Origin of the sequence: Pseudomonas sp. NPDC088414 (genome assembly GCF_044753325.1) — a bacterium.
Taxonomy (GTDB): domain Bacteria; phylum Pseudomonadota; class Gammaproteobacteria; order Pseudomonadales; family Pseudomonadaceae; genus Aquipseudomonas.
Map to the genome: position 1 here is coordinate 51,505 of NZ_JBIVMY010000015.1, position 23,708 is coordinate 75,212.

Annotated in this window: 23 protein-coding genes; 1 reads left to right on the forward strand and 22 read right to left on the reverse strand. The window is 61.0% G+C overall.

All coding sequences use genetic code 11. The annotated features are described in order from the left end of the window. Positions 1-68: 68 nt before the first annotated feature. The 3 genes from flhF to ACIP8I_RS14985 form a co-directional block, all read right to left on the reverse strand. Positions 69-1,409 carry a flagellar biosynthesis protein FlhF gene (gene flhF / locus ACIP8I_RS14975; RefSeq protein WP_047292565.1) on the reverse strand — a complete coding sequence of 447 codons (1,341 nt, stop codon included), beginning with the start codon at positions 1,407-1,409 and terminating at the stop codon, positions 69-71. Positions 1,410-1,420: 11 nt separating this feature from the next. Further along, positions 1,421-3,550, reverse strand: a complete 2,130-nt coding sequence (flhA, locus tag ACIP8I_RS14980; protein WP_027613918.1) for a flagellar biosynthesis protein FlhA — start codon at positions 3,548-3,550, stop codon at positions 1,421-1,423. A 215-nt stretch (positions 3,551-3,765) separates the two neighbouring features. Then, positions 3,766-4,476 carry a hypothetical protein gene (locus ACIP8I_RS14985; RefSeq protein WP_400762071.1) on the reverse strand — a complete coding sequence of 237 codons (711 nt, stop codon included), beginning with the start codon at positions 4,474-4,476 and terminating at the stop codon, positions 3,766-3,768. A gap of 803 nt (positions 4,477-5,279) precedes the next feature. Between ACIP8I_RS14985 and ACIP8I_RS14990 the strand changes: the two genes are divergently transcribed. Continuing rightward, entirely contained in the window at positions 5,280-5,639 is a 360-nt protein-coding gene (locus tag ACIP8I_RS14990) for a DUF6124 family protein (RefSeq protein WP_400762073.1), read from the forward strand. Positions 5,640-6,644: 1,005 nt separating this feature from the next. On the opposite strand, the gene flhB is transcribed toward ACIP8I_RS14990, so the two are convergent. From flhB to ACIP8I_RS15085, 19 genes are all read right to left on the reverse strand, one after another. Next, complete coding sequence (gene flhB, locus ACIP8I_RS14995) at positions 6,645-7,784, reverse strand: flagellar biosynthesis protein FlhB (RefSeq protein ID WP_007966253.1); 1,140 nt, start codon at positions 7,782-7,784, stop codon at positions 6,645-6,647. Between the two features lie 3 nt (positions 7,785-7,787). Further along, on the reverse strand, positions 7,788-8,573 hold the full coding sequence (fliR, locus tag ACIP8I_RS15000) for a flagellar biosynthetic protein FliR (protein WP_007966251.1): 786 nt from the start codon (positions 8,571-8,573) through the stop codon (positions 7,788-7,790). A gap of 3 nt (positions 8,574-8,576) precedes the next feature. After that, positions 8,577-8,846 carry a flagellar biosynthesis protein FliQ gene (fliQ, locus tag ACIP8I_RS15005; protein WP_007920026.1) on the reverse strand — a complete coding sequence of 90 codons (270 nt, stop codon included), beginning with the start codon at positions 8,844-8,846 and terminating at the stop codon, positions 8,577-8,579. Beyond that, complete coding sequence (fliP, locus tag ACIP8I_RS15010) at positions 8,843-9,601, reverse strand: flagellar type III secretion system pore protein FliP (RefSeq protein ID WP_003222895.1); 759 nt, start codon at positions 9,599-9,601, stop codon at positions 8,843-8,845. The genes fliQ and fliP overlap by 4 nt, the downstream gene beginning before the upstream one ends. Continuing rightward, a complete protein-coding gene (gene fliO, locus ACIP8I_RS15015) occupies positions 9,601-10,053 on the reverse strand; it encodes a flagellar biosynthetic protein FliO (protein WP_400762076.1) in 453 nt (150 codons plus the stop codon). Before fliO ends, fliP begins: the two co-directional genes overlap by 1 nt. Further along, a complete protein-coding gene (gene fliN / locus ACIP8I_RS15020; RefSeq protein ID WP_003222891.1) occupies positions 10,054-10,512 on the reverse strand; it encodes a flagellar motor switch protein FliN in 459 nt (152 codons plus the stop codon). Positions 10,513-10,568: 56 nt separating this feature from the next. Beyond that, positions 10,569-11,537: a flagellar motor switch protein FliM gene (gene fliM, locus ACIP8I_RS15025; RefSeq protein ID WP_400762078.1), complete on the reverse strand. Its 969-nt coding sequence runs from the start codon at positions 11,535-11,537 to the stop codon at positions 10,569-10,571. Positions 11,538-11,546: 9 nt separating this feature from the next. Next, positions 11,547-12,050: a flagellar basal body-associated protein FliL gene (gene fliL / locus ACIP8I_RS15030; RefSeq protein WP_007966247.1), complete on the reverse strand. Its 504-nt coding sequence runs from the start codon at positions 12,048-12,050 to the stop codon at positions 11,547-11,549. Between the two features lie 224 nt (positions 12,051-12,274). Next, the gene (locus ACIP8I_RS15035) at positions 12,275-13,669 is read right to left on the reverse strand and encodes a flagellar hook-length control protein FliK (RefSeq protein ID WP_400762080.1); all 1,395 of its coding nucleotides are present in this window, start codon (positions 13,667-13,669) and stop codon (positions 12,275-12,277) included. A gap of 106 nt (positions 13,670-13,775) precedes the next feature. Then, on the reverse strand, positions 13,776-14,123 hold the full coding sequence (locus ACIP8I_RS15040; protein ID WP_367083851.1) for an Hpt domain-containing protein: 348 nt from the start codon (positions 14,121-14,123) through the stop codon (positions 13,776-13,778). A gap of 30 nt (positions 14,124-14,153) precedes the next feature. Next, positions 14,154-15,857 carry a SpoIIE family protein phosphatase gene (locus tag ACIP8I_RS15045; protein WP_400762082.1) on the reverse strand — a complete coding sequence of 568 codons (1,704 nt, stop codon included), beginning with the start codon at positions 15,855-15,857 and terminating at the stop codon, positions 14,154-14,156. Between the two features lie 5 nt (positions 15,858-15,862). Then, on the reverse strand, positions 15,863-16,168 hold the full coding sequence (locus ACIP8I_RS15050) for an STAS domain-containing protein (protein ID WP_007966243.1): 306 nt from the start codon (positions 16,166-16,168) through the stop codon (positions 15,863-15,865). Between the two features lie 156 nt (positions 16,169-16,324). Continuing rightward, positions 16,325-16,774 carry a flagellar export protein FliJ gene (gene fliJ, locus ACIP8I_RS15055; protein WP_103483925.1) on the reverse strand — a complete coding sequence of 150 codons (450 nt, stop codon included), beginning with the start codon at positions 16,772-16,774 and terminating at the stop codon, positions 16,325-16,327. A gap of 6 nt (positions 16,775-16,780) precedes the next feature. After that, positions 16,781-18,139, reverse strand: coding sequence for a flagellar protein export ATPase FliI (fliI, locus tag ACIP8I_RS15060; RefSeq protein ID WP_007966241.1), 1,359 nt, complete (start codon positions 18,137-18,139; stop codon positions 16,781-16,783). After that, positions 18,129-18,935, reverse strand: coding sequence for a flagellar assembly protein FliH (fliH, locus tag ACIP8I_RS15065; protein ID WP_367083846.1), 807 nt, complete (start codon positions 18,933-18,935; stop codon positions 18,129-18,131). The genes fliI and fliH overlap by 11 nt, the downstream gene beginning before the upstream one ends. Positions 18,936-18,939: 4 nt before the next feature. After that, positions 18,940-19,959: a flagellar motor switch protein FliG gene (gene fliG, locus ACIP8I_RS15070; RefSeq protein ID WP_007920042.1), complete on the reverse strand. Its 1,020-nt coding sequence runs from the start codon at positions 19,957-19,959 to the stop codon at positions 18,940-18,942. Continuing rightward, positions 19,952-21,739 (reverse strand): flagellar basal-body MS-ring/collar protein FliF, encoded by a 1,788-nt coding sequence (gene fliF / locus ACIP8I_RS15075; protein ID WP_007966239.1) that lies wholly within the window; start codon positions 21,737-21,739, stop codon positions 19,952-19,954. Before fliF ends, fliG begins: the two co-directional genes overlap by 8 nt. Before the next feature lie 15 nt (positions 21,740-21,754). Beyond that, the gene (gene fliE / locus ACIP8I_RS15080; protein WP_003222869.1) at positions 21,755-22,084 is read right to left on the reverse strand and encodes a flagellar hook-basal body complex protein FliE; all 330 of its coding nucleotides are present in this window, start codon (positions 22,082-22,084) and stop codon (positions 21,755-21,757) included. 232 nt (positions 22,085-22,316) lie between these two features. Next, on the reverse strand, positions 22,317-23,708 hold the full coding sequence (locus tag ACIP8I_RS15085) for a sigma-54-dependent transcriptional regulator (protein ID WP_400762086.1): 1,392 nt from the start codon (positions 23,706-23,708) through the stop codon (positions 22,317-22,319).

Genomic DNA, 23,708 nt, shown 5'->3' on the forward strand with positions numbered 1-23,708 from the left:
GCTGCGCGTTCACAACCGGAACAATGCATGGCAGACCATCGATGTAGGTACAAAAACTGTTCATTACCTCAGCCAACCTGCTTGGTCGGGCTGTGGTAGATATCAGCGAACATGTCAGCCATGGCTTCTTCGCTGGGTTCTTCCTGCATTTGCACGCTGACAGCGCGGCTGACCAACTGATGACGGCGCGGCAGATGCAGATCATCCGGAATCCGTGGGCCGTCGGTCAGGTACGCGACCGGCAATTCATGACTGATCGCCAGGCTCAACACTTCGCCAAGGCTGGCCGTCTCATCCAGTTTAGTCAGGATGCAGCCGGCTAGCCCGCAACGCTTGTAACTGTGATAAGCGGCGGTTAGAACCTGTTTCTGGCTGGTGGTTGCCAGCACCAGATAATTTTTTGAACGGATACCACGCCCGGCCAGACTTTCCAGTTGCATGCGCAGGGCCGGATCACTGGCCTGCAGGCCGGCGGTATCGATCAGCACCACGCGTTTGCGCAGCAGCGGGTCGAGCGCCTGCACCAGCGACTGGCCCGGATCGACGTGGGTCACCGGCACGTTGAGAATCCGCCCCAGCGTCTTCAGCTGTTCCTGCGCACCGATGCGGAAGCTGTCCATGCTCACCAGCGCGACATTCTGCGCGCCGTACTTGAGCACGTAACGCGCAGCGAGTTTGGCCAGGGTGGTGGTCTTGCCCATGCCGGCCGGGCCGACCATGGCAATCACCCCGCCCTCTTCCAGCGGCTCGACTTCCGGTACGGCAATCATCCGCGCCAGATGCGCGAGCAGCATGCGCCAGGCCTGACGCGGTTCTTCGATGTCAGTGATCATCGCCAGCAGGTCGCGCGACAACGGCCCGGACAGACCGATGCGTTGCAGACGGCGATACAGATTGGCTTGGGCCGGACGGCTGCCTTGCAGCTGATTCCAGGCCAGCGTGCCGAGCTGCACTTCCATCAGCTCGCGCAGACTGTTCAATTCGAAACGCATCGAATCCAAAGCACGCGGATCGACACCAGCGGACGCCGGTGCAGGTGCCGGAGCCGGACGTGCCGGGGCGGCATAAGTCGGTTCGCTCAACGGTTCGGCAGCGGTCAGCGGCAGGCCGGCCGTCAACGGCAGCCCGGCAAAGATCTGGCGATTGCTGTTGCCGTCGGCTTCGCCACGCAGGCTCAGCTCGGCCTGAGCGGTCACGATGCGCGACTGGGTCTTGCGCAGCTCGTCCTCGAGTTCCATGTTCGGAACCCGTGGCGCCAGCGCCGACAACTTGTAATCCAGTGCCGCCGTCAGCTCGACACCGCCGGCAATACGGCGGTTGCCAATGATGGCGGCATCAGCGCCCAGCTCATCACGAACCAGCTTCATGGCCTGACGCATATCGGCGGCAAAGAAACGCTTAACTTGCATAAACCACTACCTCAGCCGTTGGGCCCTACTGTCGCAACGATGGTCACTTGCTTGTTGTCCGGTATTTCCTGGTAGGCCAGCACGTGCAGCCCTGGAACTGCGAGGCGACCGAAGCGCGAGAGCATCGCGCGGATCGGGCCTGCTACCAACAGGATCACCGGCTGACCTTGCATTTCCTGACGCTGCGCCGCTTCGATGAGCGAACGCTGCAGCTTCTCGGCCATGCTTGGCTCCAGCAGAACGCCCTCTTCAGAGCCTTGTCCTGCCTTCTGCAGACTATTGAGCAATATTTGTTCCAACCTTGGTTCCAGGGTGATCACGGGCAGCTCGGAGTCAGTGCCTACAATGCTTTGGACGATGGCGCGGGATACGCCGACGCGTACTGCGGCCACCAAGGCGGCGGTATCTTGACTCTTGGCGGCGTTGTTGGCGATAGCCTCGGCAATGCTGCGGATATCGCGCACCGGCACATGTTCGGCCAGCAGCGCCTGCAACACTTTGAGCAACTGCGACAGCGACACCACCCCCGGCACCAGCTCTTCAGCCAGTTTCGGCGAGCTTTTGGCCAGCAATTGCATGAGTTGCTGCACTTCCTCGTGGCCGATCAGCTCGCTGGAGTGCTTGTACAGAATCTGGTTCAAGTGCGTCGCGACCACGGTACTGGCGTCGACCACGGTGTAACCGAGCGATTGCGCCTGCGCACGCTGGCTGACTTCGATCCACACCGCCTCCAGGCCGAAAGCCGGATCTTTGGCGGTAATGCCGTTGAGCGTGCCGTAGACCTGCCCCGGGTTGATCGCCAGTTCGCGATCCGGGTAGATCTCGGCTTCGGCCAGGATCACCCCCATCAGGGTCAGGCGATAAGCGCTCGGCGCCAGATCGAGGTTGTCGCGAATGTGCACGGTGGGCATCAGGAAGCCCAGATCCTGCGAGAGCTTCTTGCGCACGCCCTTGATCCGCGCCAGCAATTGCCCGCCCTGATTGCGATCCACCAACGGGATCAGACGGTAACCGACTTCCAGACCGATCATGTCGATCGGGGTCACGTCATCCCAGCCCAGTTCCTTGGTTTCCATAGCGCGGGCCGGCGACGGCAGCAATTCCTGCTGACGCTGAACCTCTTGCAGCGCCTGCACCTTGGCGACGTTCTGCTTTTTCCAGAACAGGTACGCGCCACCGGCAGCCAGCGCAGCCATGCTCAGGAACGAGAAGTGCGGCATGCCCGGGACAAGGCCCATGACCGCCATCAAACCAGCGGCCACCGCCAGGGCTTTGGGCGAGGCGAACATCTGCCGGTTGATCTGTTTGCCCATGTCTTCCGAACCGGAAGCACGGGTCACCATGATCGCTGCCGCTGTCGATAACAACAGTGATGGCAATTGCGCCACCAAACCGTCACCGATGGTCAGCAAGGCGTACACCTTGCCCGCGTCGGCGAAGGTCATGTTGTGCTGGAAGATACCGACGGCCATACCGCCGATGAGGTTGATGAACAGAATCAGCAGGCCGGCGATGGCGTCACCACGGACGAACTTGCTGGCACCGTCCATCGAACCGTAGAACTCGGCCTCTTGGGCGACTTCCTGACGGCGAGCCTTGGCCTGGTTCTGGTCGATCAGACCGGCGTTGAGGTCGGCGTCGATCGCCATTTGTTTGCCGGGCATCGCATCGAGGGTGAAGCGTGCGCTCACCTCGGAAATCCGCCCGGCACCCTTGGTCACCACGACGAAGTTGATGATCATCAGGATCGCGAAGACCACGATACCGACCACGTAGTTACCGCCGATCACCACTTCACCGAAGGCCTGGATCACCTTGCCGGCAGCGGCGTGGCCGTCCTGACCGTGGAGCATCACCACCCGCGTCGAGGCCACGTTCAACGCCAGCCGCAGCAGCGTCGCCACCAGCAGAATGGTCGGGAACACCGCGAAATCCAGCGGCCGCAGCGCATACACGCAGACCAGCAGGACGACAATCGACAGGGCGATGTTGAAGGTGAAGAACACGTCCAGCAGGAACGGCGGCACCGGCAACATCATCATCGCCAGCATGACCAGCAGCAACAACGGCACGCCCAGATTGCCTCGACTGAGGTCGGCAACATTCGAGCGAGCAGTGTTGAATAACTGAGAGCGATCCACCGGTTTTCCCCGTTCCTTTAAAGCAAACTTTTGACGCCCAAAGCAGGCGCACGGCGGCTACTGCAAGAAGCCTTCCAACTTTTACGCAGGCAAAAAAAGATCGCAGCTTGCGGCGCCTTCCACAGAGAAATACGCTCTCCTGTAGAAGCTGCCGAGACTGCGACCTTTTGATTGAGTCGCCAGGCAAATTCCCGGAAACAGCCGGGCCAGACGGCTCACCCCGCCTTAAGAATCTGCTCGGGTGAAATACGACCGAAATTGAGTTCTTTGCCGTTCATGTATAGCGCATCCCGCCTGATCATCTCCTCGCCCACTGGCACGAGGTCCGCTTGGGCATATCCCAGGATTACGACAGAAGCGGGCGCCCTCCATTCATCCAGAAGACGATTCAGCCCCACCCCTCCCTGAAACGTGTGCCCCCGCATTAAATTGAGCGCCCACTGGAATTGAATAATCGGCAAATCAGCGATCTGGATCTCGCGCTCTGTCGATGGCGGAAAACAGAAATCCTGGCGCGCCGTCACTTGCAATTTACCCTCCACCATAGCGAATTCAGGTTTGCCGTAACGCCGCCACAACACGCCCTCACCCCAGATATCAAGGTAGTTGGCCGCACTGGTAAATACGTCGAATAAAGCCTCTTTGGAGCCGATGTTACCTGCCGAACCTGCGAAATAATTGTAACTGTAGTGATAGGCCAACCCCATCAGCTCTGGCCGGATAGCGTTGACCTCGGATCGGAGATACTCGGGAATGTGGGCATTGGCCATTTGCACGAAATGGGTGAAGTCCAGCGACATTTCAAAAGTGACCGTATAACCGATGGTCGAGCCAACGACCTCATCGTGACGCCTCTCCAGCACGCCCTCAACAAATGCCATCTCCATGTCCCGAAGCTTCTGATAAGCAGGTATATCCTCGTTCATGACTACTTCCTCTGAGTCTTGCGCAAGTAACCGCTCACTGCTGCTCGCACGCATCCGAAGCAGCGACCGCAAAGTGATTGAAGGGAAAATCCCTGCTCATGAAATCGTCATGGAGTGAGGCTGTCTACTGGCAGAAATAACAGGTAGAGAGCCTTTTCCGACCAATGGCAGGCTGCCCATGAACGAAGCTCAGGCAAGCCCCATAGCGGAGTGAAGGCATCAGGAATCGCGCCGCAGATCTGGCAAAACCGGCAGATCATCCTTGAGCGGATCCGGGCGCTTAGCCGCAACCTATCGGGACAATTCGGGCGCCTGGACTGACGCTTTCGCGAGCAGGCTCGCTCCCACAGTGGAAATGCATTCCAAATCCGGGAGTGGAATACATTCCTAATGTGGGAGCGAGCCTGCTTGCGAAGGGGTCAGTGCAGTCAGCGCAAATTGCTCTTTAAACTATGGTGTTTAAAAGACACTTCAAGACACGCCTTCCAGGCTACACATCCTTGCGCCATTGCCTACAGCTACGCCAGAATCCGCCGGCTTGTGCGCTTTGGGGTCGGGTTCTATTGTGGGTCGGTCGCTGACGAATCAGCGATCGGGTTTAGCGACACGGACCATCTCAGTGCATCAGCGTTCGTTGCTTCGTTGCGGGACTCTTCGCCCGCAATTATGTTATGGCGGCTGTATGCGGGAGACCTTTGGGTCTACCGGGGTGCCTGAGACCGGTTCGCTAACCTGCGTACAGCTGCCACCTTCACTTGTTTAGCGACAGGGGAAGAGTGGCTCCATAACTCAGGAGCTTCACAATGATCAAACCAACACCAAATCCACCCGAAACCGACGCCACCTCCCCCTACGAATCCCTCGATTCAAAAAAGCTCCACGAAGCGGCCGATCGTGCCCTCGACCATTACCTCTGCTCCCCCGGCGCCACGCCCATTCAACGTAAAACCCGCTCGATGTACGCCGTAACCGCAGACTTCAAAAACGAGGAACTGCTGGCCGATGCCTGCGAAACACTCGCCTCAGCCAGAACCATCGCCAATGACTTCGCCCATCTCATACCCGCATCGCAGCGCAGGACGCTGCTGGGCATCGCGCAATTGATCATGCTTGGGGAACTGGCGGTGAATCGGGCGCTGGATAATCTGGAGTTGCCGGGCTGAGAAGTCAGACGAGAAACTGTGGCGAGGGAGCTTGCTCCCGCTCGGCTGCGCAGCAGCCGTAAACCCTGAACTCGCGGTATTTCTGAAAGATCGCAGTGACAGGATTTGGGTCTGCTGCGCAGCCCAGCGGGAGCAAGCTCCCTCGCCACAATGATTGCATCAGAAGTCGAAGCTTCATTGGGCCGGGTGGGGAGCTGGCGGTGAATCGTGCGCTGGATAATCTGCAGTTGCCGGGCTGAGAAGTCAGACGAGAAACTGTGGCGAGGGAGCTCGCTCCCGCTCGGCTGCGCAGCAGCCGTAAACCCTGAACTCGCGGTATTTCTGAAAGATCGCAGTGACAGGTTTTAGGGCCGCTGCGCAGCCCAGCGGGAGCAAGCTCCCTCGCCACAATGATTGCATCAGAAGTCGAAGCTTCATTGGGTCAGGTGGGGAGCTGGCGGTGAATCGCGCGCTGAATGATCTGGAATTGCCGGGCCAAGAAGGCACGCAAGAACCTGTGGCGAGGGAGCTTGTCGAATCGTCGCACCGTCCCGCTCGGCTGCGCAGCAGTCGTAAACCCTGCGCTAGCGGTATTCCTGGAAGATCGAAGTCTTAGGTTTTAGGGCCGCTGCGCAGCCCATCGGGGCGGTGCGACGTCTCGCTGAATCCCCTCACCACAATGACTGCGGCAGGAGTCGAAGTTTCATTGGGTCAGGTGGGGAGCTGGCGGTGAATCGGGCGCTGGATGATCCGCAGTAGCCGAACTAAGAGGTCAGGCAAGCCCTGTGGCGAGGGAGCTTGTCGAATCGTCGCATCGTCCCGCTCGGCTGCGCAGCAGTCGTACCTGAGCTCGCGGTATTTCTGAAAGATTGCAGTGACAGGCCTTGGGTCTGCTGCGCAGCCCATCGGGGATAAATCCCCTCACCACACAATGACCGCGGCAGGAGCCAAAATATCATTGGGTCAGGCATAAAAAACCGCCGCTCCGTTTGTTCGGGGCGGCGGTTTTTTTTCATCACAGTGACGTCAGGAATCACGCCGCAAATCGGGCGGAATCGGCAGATCGTCCTTGAGCGGATCCGGGCGTTTGCCCTTGCCGGCGCGGTACTGGCGGATCTGGTAGACGTAGGCCAATACCTGAGCGACCGCGAGGTACAGGCCGCCGGGGATTTCCTGCTCCAGTTCGGTGGAGTAGTAGATCGAGCGCGCCAGCCCCGGCGACTCCAACAGCATGACGTTGTTGGCGACGGCGATTTCGCGGATCTTCAGCGCGAGGAAGTCGCTGCCCTTGGCCAGCAGCACCGGCGCGCCGCCCTTCTCCGAGTCGTACTTGAGCGCGACGGCGTAGTGAGTCGGGTTGGTGATGACCACGTCGGCGTCGGGAATCGCTGCCATCATCCGCCGCTGCGACATCTCGCGCTGGGTCTGGCGGATGCGCTGCTTGACCTCCGGGCGGCCTTCCTGATCCTTGTGCTCGTCGCGCACTTCCTGCTTGGTCATCAGCAGTTTTTTATGGGCTTCCCAGAGCTGCACCGGGACATCGACGGCGGCGATGATGATCAGGCCGCAGGCCAGCCACAATGTGCTCCAGCCGACCAGCGTGACGCTGTGAATGATCGCCATCTCGAGCGGCTCATGAGCGATACGCAACAAATCGTCGACATCGGATGACAACACCACCAGCGCCACAGACAAGGTGATCAGAAACTTCGCCAGCGCCTTGAGCAGTTCGACCACCGCCTTGAACGAAAACATCCGTTTCAGACCCGAGGCCGGGTTCATCCGGCTGAACTTGGGCGCCATGGAGCCGGCCGCAAACAGCCAGCCACCGAGGGAGATCGGCCCGATCAGCGCCGCCAGCAACAGGGTGATCATGATCGGCTGGATTGCCAACAGCGCCATCTGGCCCGACTGCAACAGAAACCTGCCCATGGCCCCTTGATCCATGATCACTTCGCGCGAGAGGGTGAAGTTCAGGCGCATCAGCTCCATCAGGTCTTCGGCCAGCATGCCGCCGAACACCAGCAGCGCACCGGCACCCGCCATCATCACGGCGAGGGTGTTGAGCTCTTTGGAGCGGGCAATCTCACCCTTCTCACGAGAGTCCTTTTTCCGTTTGTCCGTGGGGTCTTCTGTTTTGTCCTGACCGCTTTCGCTCTCAGCCATGACTCAGCGCGCCCGTGCCAGTTCGCGTAACAGCTGCAAGGCCTCGCTGGCCAGCGGCTGATACTGATTGAGGATGTCCGCCAACCCGACCCAGACGATGAACAGGCCCAGCACCAGGGTCAGCGGGAAACCGATGGAGAAGATGTTCAGTTGCGGCGCGGCGCGGGTCATCACGCCGAATGCGATGTTGATCACCAACAGCGCGGTGACCGCCGGCAGCACCAGCAACAACGCGGCCCCCAGCACCCAGCCGAGCTTGCCGGCCAGCTCCCAATACTGCGCCGTCATCAACCCGCCGCCAACCGGCAGCGTGGTGAAACTCTCGGTGAGCACTTCGAAGACCACCAGGTGGCCGTTCATCGACAGGAACAGCAAGGTCACCAGCATGGTGAAGAACTGCCCGATCACCGCCACCGAGACGCCGTTGGCCGGATCGACCATCGAGGCGAAGCCCATGCCCATCTGGATCGCGACAATCTGCCCGGCCACGGCGAACGCCTGAAAAAACAGTTGCAGGGAAAACCCCAGCACCGCACCGACCAGAATCTGCTCGGCAATCAGCAACCAGCCGCTGAGCGCAAGCGGACTGACCTCCGGCATCGGCGGCAACCCCGGGGCAATGCACACGGTAATGGCCACGGCGAAATACAGGCGTATCCGCCGCGACACCAGCGTGGTGCCGAACACCGGCATGACCATCAGCATCGAGGCAACGCGAAACAGTGGCAACATGAACGACGCCACCCAGGTACTGATCTGGGTGTCGGTCAGCTGAAGCAGCGACTGCATGGCTTAGCCGATGACCATCGGAATGTTTTTGTACAGCTGAATGATGTATTCCATGAACGTCTGCACGATCCACGGACCGGCGACGATCAGCGTCACCAGCATCACCAGCAAACGCGGCAGGAAGCTCAGGGTCTGTTCGTTGATCTGCGTCGCCGCCTGAAACATCGCCACCAGCAGGCCGACCAACAGGCTCGGCACCACCAGGATCGCGACCATCAAGGTGGTCAGCCACAGCGCTTCACGAAAGATATCGACCGCGACTTCCGGCGTCATGGCGAGACACCTCCGAAGCTACTGGCCAGGGTGCCGATGATCAGCGCCCAGCCATCCACCAGTACGAACAGCATGATCTTGAACGGCAGCGAAATGATCAGCGGCGAGAGCATCATCATCCCCATCGCCATCAGCACACTGGCCACGACCAGGTCGATGATCAGGAACGGAATGAAGATCATGAAGCCGATCTGGAACGCGGTTTTAAGCTCGGAAGTGACAAACGCCGGCACCAGAATCGTCAGCGGCGCCTGATCCGGGGTGGCGATGTCGGTGCGCTTGGACAGGCGCATGAACAGCTCCAGATCGCTGGTGCGGGTCTGGGCGAGCATGAAGTCCTTGATCGGCACCTGGGCCTTTTCCACCGCTTGCTGCGCGGTGAGTTTTTCCGCCAGGTACGGCTGCAGCGCATCGTTGTTCACCCGATCGAACACCGGGGCCATGATGAACATGGTGAGGAACAGCGCCATGCCGGTGAGGATCTGGTTCGACGGTGTCTGCTGCAGGCCGAGGGCCTGACGCAGGATCGAGAAGACGATGATGATTCGGGTGAAACTGGTCATCAGAATCACGGCCGCCGGAATGAAGCTCAGGGCGGTCATGATCAGCAGGATCTGCAGGCTGACCGAATACTCCTGCGCGCCGTCGGCGTTGGTGCCCAGCGTGATCGCCGGAATCGACAACGGGTCGGCGGCGAATGCCAGCGGCGCGGCCAGCATCAGGGCCAGCGTCAAGACGATGCGTAGCGCACCCATTACTTCTTATCCTTCTGATCCTTGCCGAGAATCTTCAGCAGATGCTGAGCAAATTCCGGGGTCGCTTTTTCGCTGCTGCTCGGCACTGGCACCGGCTCCTTGAGCACGTGCAGCGCGGTGATGGTGCCAGGACTGAGGCCCAACAGAATCTGCTCGTTGCCGACCTGCACCAGCATCAACCGGTCACGCGGGCCGAGCGCGCGGGAGCCGATCAGCTCGATCACCTGGCCCTTACCCGCCGGCCCCGATTGCTGCACCCGGCGCAGCAGCCAGGCGAGGAAGAAGATCAACCCCAGCACGAGCAACAGGCCGAACACCAGTTGTGTCAGTTGTCCGGCCACGCCGCTGTTGACCATCGGCGCGGTGGCAGCAGGCACGGTCGTCGCCGTCGTCGGCTCGGCGGCCAGCACGCTCAATGGCAATGCCAGCAATGCCCAGAGAAACCGTTTCACTCAGCGCAGCTTCTTGATGCGTTCGCTTGGGCTGATCACGTCGGTCAGGCGGATGCCGAACTTCTCGTTGACCACCACCACTTCACCGTGCGCAATCAGCGTGCCGTTGACCAGCACGTCCAGCGGCTCACCGGCCAGACGATCGAGCTCGATCACCGAACCCTGGTTGAGTTGCAGCAGGTTGCGGATGTTGATGTCGGTGCTGCCCACTTCCATCGAGATCGACACCGGGATGTCGAGGATCACGTCCAGGTTCGGACCGTCCAGGGTCACCGGATCGTTGTTCTTCGGCACGCTGCCGAACTCTTCCATCGGCAGACGGTTGGAGCTTGCAGCGCCAGCATCGGCGGCCAGCAGTGCGTCGATGTCAGCCTGGCTGCCATCACCGGTCTCTTCCAGGGCCGCAGCCCATTCGTCGGCCAGTGCCTGATCGTCCTGAGCGTTCATTTCGTCGTTCATCATGTGTCCTCGGCGGGCAACAATTCAGTTAAATGCGTGGGGGTGAGAGCGACGCTTCAGCGCCGCTCGATCGGCTCGATCACCTGCAACGCGAGGTTGCCTTTGTGCGAGCCCATCTTGACCTTGAAGGCCGGTACGCCGTTGGCGCGCATGATCATGTCTTCCGGCATTTCGACCGGGATCACATCCCCCGGCTGCATGTGCAGGATGTCGCGCAGCTTCAACTGGCGGCGGGCCACGGTGGCGCCGATCGGTACGTCGACATCGAGCACGTCCTGACGCAGGGCGTTGACCCAGCGCTCGTCCTGATCGTCGAGGTCCGACTGGAAACCGGCGTCGAGCATTTCGCGCACCGGCTCGATCATCGAGTACGGCATGGTCACGTGCAAGTCACCGCCACCGCCATCGAGTTCGATGTGGAAGGTGGAGACCACGATCGCTTCGCTCGGGCCGACGATGTTGGCCATGGCCGGGTTCACTTCCGAGTTGATGTACTCGAAATTGACTTCCATGATCGCCTGCCAGGCTTCCTTCAGATCGACGAACGCCTGCTCCAGCACCATGCGCACCACACGCAGTTCGGTCGGGGTGAATTCACGCCCTTCGATCTTGGCGTGACGACCGTCGCCGCCGAAGAAGTTGTCCACCAGTTTGAACACCAGTTTGGCGTCGAGGATGAACAGCGCGGTGCCGCGCAACGGTTTGATCTTGACCAGGTTGAGGCTGGTCGGCACGGACAGCGAGTGCACGTATTCGCCGAACTTCATCACCTGCACGCCACCGACGGCAACGTCCGCCGAGCGGCGCAGCATGTTGAACATGCTGATGCGGGTATAACGGGCAAAACGCTCGTTGATCATTTCCAGAGTCGGCATGCGTCCACGGACGATGCGATCCTGGCTGGTCAGGTCGTAGCTTTTGACACTGCCGGGTTCGGCAGCGTTATCGGTCTGTACCAGACCATCGTCGACGCCATGCAACAGCGCGTCGATTTCATCCTGGGACAGCAGATCCTGCACGGCCATGTCGTGTTCCTACTGCAGTACGAAATTAGTGAAAAGCAACTGTTCGATCACCACTTTGCCCAGCTCTTTCTGCGCCACTTCCTGGACGCTGGCGGTAGCCTTCTGGCGCAACATCTCCTGGCCGACCGGGGTCGCCAGAGTGGCGAAATCCTGACCGGAGAAGAGCATCACCAGGTTGTTGCGGATCACCGGCATGTGCACTTTGAGCGCCTCCAGATCGGCCTGGTTACGCGCCAGCATGGTGATGCTCACCTGCATGTAGCGCTGACGGCCGTTCTGGTTGTAGTTGGCGACAAACGCCGGCGCCATCGGCTCGAAAATCGCCGGTTGCTTGCCGACCGGAGTGGCCTCGGCCGCTGCGGCAGGCTTGCTCTGAGCGCTGTGCATGAAGTACCAGGTCGCGCCCACGGACACACCGATCGCCAGCAGCAGAGCCACCACGATCAGGATGATCATCTTGAGTTTGCCTTTGGTCGCGGGGTCTTTTACAGCTGCTGCTTCGCTCTTCGCCATGCCAATAATCCGTCACTAATCGGGTTTTCACAGTCGCACGGCAAGGCAAGAGCAAGTGTTATGCCAGAAGTGTCGGAGCTTTGGAGGAGTGGGAGTATGAATCGATGCAAGCCCTGTGGGAGCTGGCTTGCCAGCGATAGCGATTTGTCTGACACATTGGTTTTGAATGTGCCGCCGCCATCGCTGGCAAGCCAGCTCCCACAGGTTTTTGGGGATACTTTGAATCAGGCGTAATAGTCGACGGCGCTGCTGCCAATGACACTGGTGGTTTGCGCAGCAGCTTCCGCCACTGCCGCTGGCGTCAGCTCTTCCTCCGCCGAATCCAGACGACCGCCAGCAGCGCTGGTGCGGCCGCTCTGGCCCTGCTGCGCCTGTTCCTGACCCTGCTGACCCTGCCAGCCACGGCTCTGGTCGGAGACATTGACGTCGACCTGGCCCATGCCCTGCTGGGTGAACATGTCACGCAAGCGATGCATCTGACCGTCGAGGGCTTCACGCACGCTTGGATGCGCGCTCATGAAGGTCACCTGGGTCTGCTGGTCCGGCACCATGTTCACCCGGATATCCAGACGCCCGAGTTCTGCCGGCTGCAATTGAATATCCGCCGCCTTCAGGTTGGCGCTGGACAGGTACATTACGCGGTTGACGATTTCTTCGGTCCAGCCGCTCTGATGCATGGCGATCGGTTGGTTCACCGGCACCGCGTTCGCGGTTTTCGGGGTGGCCGCCTGCGTCAGCGCTGCCAGACGGTTGGCGAAATCATCGACCCGGGTGTCGCTGGTAGCAGCCTTCAGATCTTTCAGGCCATCGTCGATCAACCCGCTGAAGGCCTTTTCGCCATTCTGACTGGTGCTGTCCTTGTCGGCCTGCACGTCGAGCATGCTGGCCATGCCGGCGGCGAAGTTCTGCGCCGCAGTCAATTCACCGTCGGCCTGGGTCTGGGCCGGCGTAGCTTTGGCTTGTGTCTGGCTGCTGGCGGAAATGTGTCCGCCCTGCTCCATCGCCATGCGCACCGCCGGCAGCGAGTCAAGCGGATCGGCCGCCGGGTCGAAAGCGCTGTCGGTCGATGCCGCCGGATCTTTGACCACGGCTGGCGCGACGGTCGCGGCCACGACCGGTGTTTCAGCCTTGACCGGCTCCGGTGTTGCAGCGACTGGCGCTGCCACCACTGGCGCGGTCACCAGCGGTTGCACGGTTTGCGCCAGTGCCGGATCCAGCGCCGGATCCACCGCAGGGATGTCCGCCACTGGCGTCTGCGCGCTGTCCGCGGCAGCATCGGCGGCGGCCTTGTCAGCGGCTGCCTGATCATCGGAGGTCGTCGGTGCAGTCTTGTCGGCAGGCAAGGCGTTGCCGCTATCGGCAACGGTCTGTTGCGTGGCGGCAGATTTATCCTTGCTGAAATCCTTCTTGTCGCTGTTGTCGGCCACCTTGTCACGCGCCGGTTTCAACGAGGTATCCGCAGTGGCGAGGGTCTTTTTCGAGCCTTGATCAGCGTACACCTGAGCGAAGCTTGAGGCCTTGTCCCCGGTGTCTGCGGCCATGACCGGCGCTTTCGCGGCGGCAGCTTGCGCCTTGGCCTGGGCGGCAGATTGAAGAAGAACATTGGGGGTCGCAGGCATGACACGGTCTCCGCTGCACTGGGATCGTAGGTACAGTTGACCGGGATTATTGCAAGTGTCGGGCCAGTTTTGTCCGGCGCTTGCGAAAAGCGTCGGACGGCAGGATTCAATGCGTCAGGGCGTGCTGGCGTTCGTCTTCGTAGATCGGGCGGACATCGGCGAATTCGCTGCTGATATCGGCCACCAGTTTGACGATTTCCGCAGGGCTTTTGCCTTTGGCATCCGCCTCCAGCTCCTGACAGAGCGTCGCCAGTCGCACGGCGCCCATGTTGCTGGCGCTGCCCTTGAAACTATGGGCGACCTCGGCCAACACCTTGGCGTCTGCGGTCTTTTGCAATTGATGCAAGCGACTTTCAGAATCGGTCAGGAAGGTATCCAGCAAATCCGGATAGCTGTCTTCCATCACTTCGCGCAACGCATCGAGTACTTCGCGATCCACATGTTGGTCAGTCACTTGTTCACTCCTTGATCAAGAATCGGCGGATTATGCCTTAACCTCCCAGAAAAACTCTACGCAAGCACTGCGACCTTCGTCCGACCAACTGGCGTTATGCCCCAATTGCCGGATCAAACTGACGCCGCGCCCCGACAAACGGACATCGTCCAGCGGCCGCTCCATCACCCTCGCCACGTCAAAACCCTTGCCGCTGTCTTCGACGCGAATGACCAGGCAGCCTCCGGCACCTTGCGGCTTCACTTGCAGATGCACGCGCACGTAACCGTCCTGCAAGGCCTCGAGGCGCGCATTACGCTGCTGGTAATAGCTGGCAAACCCGGCGGCATCGCGCTTGAGGCTGGAATCGAGACCCAGCACGCCATGTTCCAGCGCATTGGAATACAACTCGGCGAGCACGCTGTAGATCGCCCCGCCCTGGGTGCGCAAACCGTGTACTTCCTGCAACAACTGCAGCAGATACGGCAAGGGATTGAAACGTTTTAGCGTAGCCCCGCGAAACTCGAAGCTTACCGACCAGTCCAGCGGGCACGATTGGCCACTGTCGGAATATACCGGCGTCGACGGCACTACCTGCGTTGCTTCCAGCAGGCTGATCTCGACCATGCTCACATCGTCGCGGGGCTCGCCGCGAAAGGCGTGCAAGGCCTGCTCGATCTCGGCGAACAGATTGTCCGGCTCACGATTGGCGGCAAACAGTTGCTGCAAACGCTCGACACCAAACAACCGGTCCTCGGCGTCAGTGGTGTCGATCACCCCGTCTGACAACAGGAACACCCGGTCGCCCACAGCCATGGTCTGTACTTCGGTTCGATCATCAAACGCTTGCGGACTGAGCACCCCCAGCGGTAAATGGCGCGCCGCCAGCGGCACGCGTTCGCCGGTGGCGATCCGGTGCAGATAACCGTCAGGCATGCCGCCGTTCCACACCTCTACCGAACGCCGCTGAAAACTCAGACTGAGCATGGTCGCGCAGCAGAACATGTCCACCGGCAGGATGCGCTTGAGCTTGGCGTTCATCTCGCGCAGGGTTTCGGCCAGACCGTAGCCCTTGGCGGTCATGCCGTAAAACACTTCGGCCAGCGGCATTGCTCCCACCGCCGCCGGCAAGCCGTGACCGGTGAAATCACCCAGCAGCACATGCATGTCGCCGGCCGGGGTATAGGCCGCCAGCAGCAGATCGCCGTTGAACAGCGCATAGGGTGATTGCAGGTAGCGAATATTCGGCGCGCTCAGGCAACCCGAATGCGCGACCTTGTCGAACACCGCTTTGGCCACGCGCTGTTCATTAAGCAGGTAATCGTGATGCTTGGCGATCAGGTCACGCTGCTGCAGGACCGTGGCCTGCAAGCGGCGCAAGCGATCCATCGCCTTGATTTTGGCGGCGAGGATCACCTGGTTGTAGGGCTTCGCCAGAAAGTCGTCGCCACCCGCCTCCAGACAACGGGCAAGCGCTTCACTTTCGGTCAGCGAAGTCAGGAAGATGATCGGCACCAGGGTCTCCCCCGCCAGCGCCTTGATCTGCCGCGCCGCTTCGAAGCCGTCCATCACCGGCATCATCGCGTCCATCAGCACCAGATGCGGTGGCTGACGCCGAAATACCTCCAGTGCTTCGGCGCCATTGGCGGCGGTCAGCACTTCATGGCCCTGGCGGCGGACGATGGTCGACAGCAGCAGACGGTCGGCGGCGCTGTCTTCGGCGATCAGGATGGTCAGCGGCTCTTGCGCCTGCATGGCCGTCAACTGATGTCGAACAGTTTGTCGAAGTTGGAGATGGCGAGGATCTTGCGCACGTCGGAGTTGCTGTTGATCACCCGCACGTCCGAGTCGTCGCCGCCGGCGTGATCGCGCAGCAGGAGCAGCATGCCCAGCGCGGAGCTGTCGAGGTAGGTGGCATCTTTCAGATCAACCACGATGGAGTCAGGTTTTCTGTTAAGCCGCTCATAGGACTCGCGAAATTCCTGATGGCGCCCAAAATCGAACCGCCCCCTGACCGAAATCGTCAGTTTTTGACCATCCGGAGAGACTTCTGTAACGACTGACATTGACTGGCTTCCTTGTCATTGACGAACGTGTACAAGGTTTAGCACCTGGACAGGGTTGGGGCAAGGTGCAGAGCAAAGTCAAAAGATCGCAGCGTGCCGCAGCTCCTGCAGGATCGGTGTAGGAGCTGCCGAAGGCTGCGATCTTTTGATCTGGTTTTAAAAAGGATCGTGCCGCGGCAAGCGCTGCGACAACTCGTCCAGCAGCTTCTGCTCGCGCTTGTCTTCGAGGCGTTGCGCCTCTTCGCGGTAGCGCTGCACCAGTTTGCGCAAACCTTCGACCTTGGCGAATGCTTGCTGCCAGGCGTCGCGCGCCTTGATCAGGTTGTTCTGGTGCCAGACCAGGCTTTGCCGCTGCTGGTCGATCGCGGTGTCCAGTTGCGCCAGAAAGCCGTGATAACCCAGCAGCCACTGCCCGGAAACCCCGTCGCTGCCGCGCACGATCCACTGTTCCTGATAATCCAGACGAAAGGCGTCGAGGTCGGCGAGTTTGCTTTCGGCCACTTTGACCTGACCCTGAAAATAACCCAGGCGCTGCACGGCGGTTTTCTCGGCCTGTTCGGCCATTTCCACCACCGGTGCCAGACGCGCAGCTCGGCTCACGGCCATGGCCGGTTACCCGCCCGCCGCAGGCGCGAACAGGGTTTCGAGGTAAGCCTGGCTCTCGCCCATGTTGATCTTGTCGTTCAGGCCCTGTCGCTGGTAGCGGGTCAGTTGCGGTTGCAGCGAGATCGCCAGATCGGTCTCGCGGTCGCCACCGGCGACGTAAGCGCCGACACTGATCAGGTCGCGGCTCTGCTGATAGCGCGACCACAGCTGCTTGAAGTACTGCGCGCGCTGCATGTGTTCCGCCGAGACCACGGCCGGCATCACCCGGCTGATCGACGCTTCGATGTCGATGGCCGGGTAGTGACCTTCCTCGGCCAGACGCCGGGACAACACGATGTGGCCGTCGAGCACGCCCCGCGCCGAGTCGGCAATCGGGTCCTGCTGGTCATCGCCTTCGGACAACACGGTGTAGAACGCGGTGATCGAACCCCCGCCCTTCTCCGCATTACCGGCGCGCTCCACCAGTTTCGGCAGTTTGGCGAACACCGAGGGCGGATAACCCTTGGTCGCTGGCGGCTCACCGATAGCCAAGGCGATTTCCCGCTGGGCCTGGGCGAAACGGGTCAGCGAATCCATCAGCAACAGGACGTTCTTGCCCTTGTCGCGGAAATACTCGGCGATCCGCGTGCAGTACATCGCCGCGCGCAGACGCATCAGCGGCGCATCGTCCGCCGGCGAGGCGACGACCACCGAACGCTTGAGGCCTTCTTCACCGAGGATGTGCTCGATGAACTCTTTAACTTCTCGACCCCGCTCACCGATCAGACCGACGACGATAATGTCGGCCTCGGTGAAGCGGGTCATCATGCCCAGCAGCACCGACTTACCGACACCGGTACCGGCGAACAGACCCAGACGCTGACCGCGCCCGACCGTCAGCAAACCGTTGATGCAACGGATGCCGACGTCCAGCGGTTCGTGGATCGGGTCGCGGTTGAGCGGGTTGATGGTCGGGCCGTCCATTGGTACCCAGTCTTCAGCCTTCATCCCGCCCTTGCCGTCCAGCGCGCGTCCGGCCCCATCGAGTACGCGACCGAGCATGCTCATGCCCATCGGCAAGCGACCGGTTTCCGCCAACGGCACCACACGGGCGCCCGGGGCGATACCGGCGACGCTGCCGACCGGCATCAGAAACACTTTGCTGCCGGAAAAACCCATGACTTCCGCTTCCACCTGAGACGGGTGATAGCTGTCGTCATTGATCACCAGGCAGCGCGTGCCCATGGCGGCGCGCAGGCCTTCGGCTTCGAGGGTGAGGCCGACCATGCGCAGCAGGCGGCCTTCGAGAATCGGCGCGCCGGCGATTTCAGTGGCGTCGGCATAGGTGCTGAGGCGCTTGGCGAAACTGGTGCGTTCAAGGCGCATCGGGGGTGTCCGCGAGTGGCTCTTCAGGGGCAGCCGCCGCTTGGCTTTCTTCAGGAATGTCCAGGCTCAGATCCGGCGCCGCCGGGTGCAGGGCCTGTTCATGCAACTGGTCGAACAGTTTGGCCATGACCTGGGTCACGCGGGTCTCGATGCTGGCGTCGATGCGGCTGTGCTCGGTTTCAACCCGGCACCCGCCCGGCAGCAACGTGTCGTCTTCGACGATGCGCCAGGTTTCTTCATGGCGCTCGCGCAAGGCCTTGGCCTGCTCGAAGTCCTGCGGATTGACGTACAGACGCACGTTGTCCACGCCCAACGGCAACAGCTTGAGCGCGTCGCGCATGACGTGTTCGATCTGACTGGAGTCGATCGCCAGTTCGCGCTTGATTACCTGTCTGGTGATGTGTTGCACGAGGTCGACCAGCGACTTTTCGATCTGCGTGTCTTGCTCGGCAATCGGCTCGAACAGGTGGGTCATCAGTTGCTCGAGGCTGGCGAGTTTCGCCGCCAGCGCCACTTCGGCTTCCTGACGCACCTTCAGCGTGGCGCTGTGAAACCCTTCTTTCTCGCCGATGCCGAAGCCCTCGTTGTAAGCCTCCTGACGGATGCTTTCGAGTTCTTCCAGAGTCAGTGGCTGGACTTCTTCCAGCGGCACTTCTTCCATTTCCGGCGGTTCGGGCTCCGGTTCCGGCTCGGGTTCCGGTTTCGGCGGATCGAAGCTGGGCAGCGCCCAGGATTCAAAACCACGGACATCGCGGGCGCGGATCAGATCCGTCACTGACTCGTCATGCTTATCCATGGGCTTAGATCATTTCCTCGCCGCCCTTGCCACCGAGCACGATCTCGCCGGCCTCGGCCATGCGACGGGCAATGGTGAGGATTTCCTTCTGCGCGGTTTCCACGTCGCTGACGCGCACCGGGCCTTTGGCCTCGAGGTCGTCGCGCAACAGCTCGGCCGCACGCTTGGACATGTTCTTGAAGATCTTCTCCTTGACGCCTTCGTCCGAACCCTTGAGGGCCAGCACCAGCACGTCGGAAGAGACTTCGCGCAACAGCGCCTGAATGCCACGGTCGTCGACGTCGGCCAGGTTGTTGAACACGAACATGAGGTCTTCGATCTGACCGGACAGGTCTTCGTCGACTTCGCGGATCGAGTCCATGAGCTGGCCTTCGATCGAGCTGTCGAGGAAGTTCATGATGTCCGCCGCCCGCTTGATGCCACCCAGGGTGGTGCGCGAGGCATTCGAGTTGCCGGAGAACTGCTTCTCGAGAATCTGGTTCAGTTCTTTCAGCGCAGCCGGTTGCACGGTGTTCAACGACGACACGCGCAGGATGATGTCCAGACGCACCTTGTGGTCGAAGTTGCCGAGCACTTCACCGGCCTGATCCGGATCGAGGTAAGCCACCACGATCGCCTGGATCTGCGGGTGTTCGTAGCGGATCACGTCGGCAACCGCGCGCGGTTCCATCCACTTCAGGCTGTCGAGGCCGCTGGTGTTGCCACCGAGCAGGATGCGGTCGATCAGGCCGTTGGCCTTGTCTTCACCCAGCGCCTGGGTGAGCATTTTGCGCACGTAGTCGTCGGAGCCGACGCCGAGGCTGGTCTGGTCGCCGACGATGTCGACGAACTCGCTCATGACCTGCTCGACCTGCTCGCGATGGACGTTGCCCATCTGGGCCATGGCCACACCGACCCGCTGAACCTCTTTGGGGCCCATGTGGCGCAGCACTTGCGCGGCATCGGTCGAACCCAGGGACAGCAGCAGAATCGCGGCTTTGTCGACCTTGTTCAGTTTGACGGTTGCGGCTCGGTTATCACTCATCTGCGTTAATCCACTCTTTCACGACCTGAGCCACGCGACCCGGATCCTCGGCCACCAAACTCTTGATTGCATTCAGTTGTGCGTCGTAACCCTCGCTCGGGCTAGGCAACAGAATGCTCTGCGGACCACCGAGGCTCACGCGGTCGTTGGCCAGGTCGCCGTCCAGGCCGCCCATGCCACCGAGTTCCACGTCGCTGCCCAGACCGGCCAGCTCCTTGCCTTTGCCGCCGCCGGTGATGTTGTTCAACACCGGACGCAGCACACCAAACACCAGCACCAGGATGAACAGCACACCCAGCACTTGTTTGACGATGTCCCAGAACCATGGCTGGGAGTAGAACGGAATATCGGCGACCACTTCACCGCGCTCGGCGGAGAATGGCATGTTGATCACGCTGACGCTGTCGCCACGGCTGGCATCGAAGCCGACCGCGTCCTGCACCAGACGGGTGAAGCGCGCCAATTCGTCGGCGCTCCACGGCGCGCGGGTGGTTTCACCGTTGGCCGCATTGACCTTGACCTGATCGTCGACCACCACCGACACCGACAGACGATTCAGGCGACCCTGCTGCTGTTTGGTGTGGCTGATGGAACGGTCGAGCTCGAAGTTCTTGGTGGATTGTTGACGCTTGTCCGCCGGATACGGCGCGAGCATCGGCTGGCCGGTGGCCGGGTCCATGATCTGCTGACCGTTGGCATCCACCAGTGGCTGACCGGGTTGAATCATCCCGGTAGAAGCTTGCGCACCACCGGTGGTCTGCGGGGCCGAAGCCGGCGCTGGCGGCTGGTTGCTCAGGGCACCCGGTACACCTTGCGGGCCATTGCTGGCGGTGCGTTGTTCGTTGACCGACTGCTCGCTGCGCAACGCCGGTTGGTCCGGGTTGAACTGCTCGGCGGTCGATTCGACGGCACTGAAATCGATGTCGGCCGAGACTTCAGCCTTGTAGCGATCGTTGCCCAGTACCGGCTGCAGAATGTTGTGTACGCGCTGGGTGAGCATGCTCTCCATGCGGCGGCTGTAATCGAACTGCTTGCCGGCCATGGTCATTTCGGAGTTTTCCGCCTGATCGGAGAGCAGATTGCCCTTCTGGTCGACGACGGTGATCTGCGATTTGCTCAGCTCGGGAACGGAGGTCGCCACCAGGTTGATGATCGCCACCACCTGACCCGGCTCCAGCGAACGCCCGGAGTACAGTTCGACCAGCACCGAAGCGCTTGGCTTGCGTTCATCACGCACGAACACCGAGCTCTTCGGAATCGCCAGGTGCACGCGGGCGCCCTTGACGTTGTTCAGGCTGGAGATGGTGCGCGCCAGTTCGCCTTCAAGGCCGCGACGGTAACGGGTCGCTTCCATGAACTGGCTGGTGCCCAGACCCTGTTCCTTGTCGAGGATTTCGAAACCGATGTTGCCGTCGCTGGGAGTGACACCAGCGGCCGCGAGTTTCATCCGCGCACGGGACAGGTCGTCGGCCTTGACCAGCAAGGCGCCGGAGTTCGGCTCGACGGTGTAAGGGATGTCGGCGGAGGCCAGGGTGTCCATGACCTGCTTGGCGTCCATGCCGGCAAGGCTGCCGTACAACGGACGGTAATCCGGCTGCTGCGACCACAGCACCACGGCAAAGCCAATCGCCACGCTCGCAGCCAGGCCGACCAACAGGCCCACCTGACGCAGCATGGTCATCTCGGAGAGGTTTTCCAGGAAGGACAGGCCGAACAGCGGCGGTTTGCCGTCTATCGGGGTGGCCTTGGCCGGAACGTTATCGGCGACTGCTTCTGCCATGACTCAATCTCGTCCTTAAACCGGCATCTGCATGATGTCTTGATAAGCCTGAACCAGCTTGTTGCGCACCTGGGTCAGAGCCTGGAACGACACGCTGGCTTTCTGCGAGGCGATCATCACGTCCGTCAGATCGACGCCGCTCTTGCCGATTTCAAATGCGTTGGCCAACTGAGTTGACGCCTGCTGGGTATCGCTGACTTTGTTGATGGCCTGACCGAGCATGTCGGAAAAGCTGCTGCCTGCCAGTTCAGGGACGGCGGCAGTCGATTTCGGCGTGGCCATGGCGTCCATTTTCATGGCCTTCATGTCCATCATCAACCGATTGAATTCAATACCTTGGCTCATGGTCTACTCTCTTGGGCGGCCCGCAATTTTTTGACACTCACTCGGCGGGTACACAGGTATTAGCAACAACGGTGCCAGCTCCGCGGACTTATTTTATAAAAGCCCGTCCAGGCACCGTGAAATCACTGTGGGAGCGAGCTTGCTCGCGAAGAGGGAGAATCAGTCGACATTTTCGCAACTGCCCCACCGCTTTCGCGAGCAAGCTCGCTCCCACAATTGACTGCGACAACTTTCAGGTAGCGAACAGATACCCTTCGACGTCCATCCCGGCATCACGCATCTGCGCCAGTTTGTAGCGCAGGGTACGCGGGCTGATACCGAGTTTTTCCGCGGCTTCCTTGCGTCGGCCACGCTCGGTGCGCAGGGTGTCGATGATCATCTGGAACTCCCGACGCCGCAGGTCATCGCCCAGTGCACCGGCGGATTCGGCCTCGACTTCAATCTCGCGCACCTGCGGTTGCAGCGGCGCGACGGCCGGCGCTGCGCTAAACGTCACCGCGCCGGTCAGACAGAAATCCTGCGGCTGGATCAAACCGCCCTGCTGCAGAATCAGCGCCCGTTGAATCGCGTTATCCAGCTCACGCACATTGCCCGGCCATGGGTAATGGGTCAGGCACGCTTGGGCGTCTGGCGAAAGTTTCGCCGCCGCATGCTTCATTTTATTGACGTGTTTGTTCAGCAACCGCTCGGCCAGCGGCAAGATATCGGCAGTGCGCTCGCGAAGTGGACGCCAGGCCAGGGGAAAAACCGACAGACGGTAAAAAAGGTCTTCACGGAAACGCCCCGCTGCCACTTCGCCGGCCAGATCACGGTTGGTGGTCGCGACTACGCGAATATCCAGGGTGATCGGCTTGCGCGCACCGACGCGCTCGACTTCACGCTCCTGCAGCACCCGCAGCAACTTGGCTTGCAGGCCCAGGGGCATTTCGGAAATTTCGTCGAGCAGAATGGTGCCGCCATCGGCCTGTTCGAACTTGCCGGCCTGCGCCGCGATGGCGCCGGTGAACGAGCCTTTCTCGTGGCCGAACAGCGTGGCCTCGAGCATGTTGTCGGGAATCGCCGCGCAGTTGATCGCGATGAACGGCTGATTGGCACGATGGGAATGCTGGTGGATGTAACGCGCCAACACTTCCTTGCCGGTGCCGGACTCCCCGGAGATCAGCACCGTGGAATCACTGCGTGCCACCCGCGCCGCCAGTTCGAGCAACTGCGCACTAGCCGGCTCGACCGCCACCGGACCTTCGCAATCTGTAATGCTGATGCTGCCCAAGGCATGCCGCGAAACGAGGTCCAGCAGCGCTTTGGGCTCAAATGGCTTGACCAGGTAATCCGCCGCACCCTGGCGCATCGCATCCACCGCACGCTCGACCGCGCCGTGCGCAGTCATCAGCAGCACCGGCAATTGCGGCTGCCGCGCACGCAGCAAACCGAGCAGTTGATGGCCGTCCATGCCAGGCATGTTGACGTCGCTGACCACCAGACTGAACGCTTCGCGCTCGACCGCCTGCAGCGCCTCTTCGGCACTGCCGACTGCATGGTAGTCGTGGCCCGCCAGCAACAGCGTATCGGCCAGCGCTTCGCGCAACGAGCGGTCATCCTCGACCAGCAAAACCTTGATGCCCAT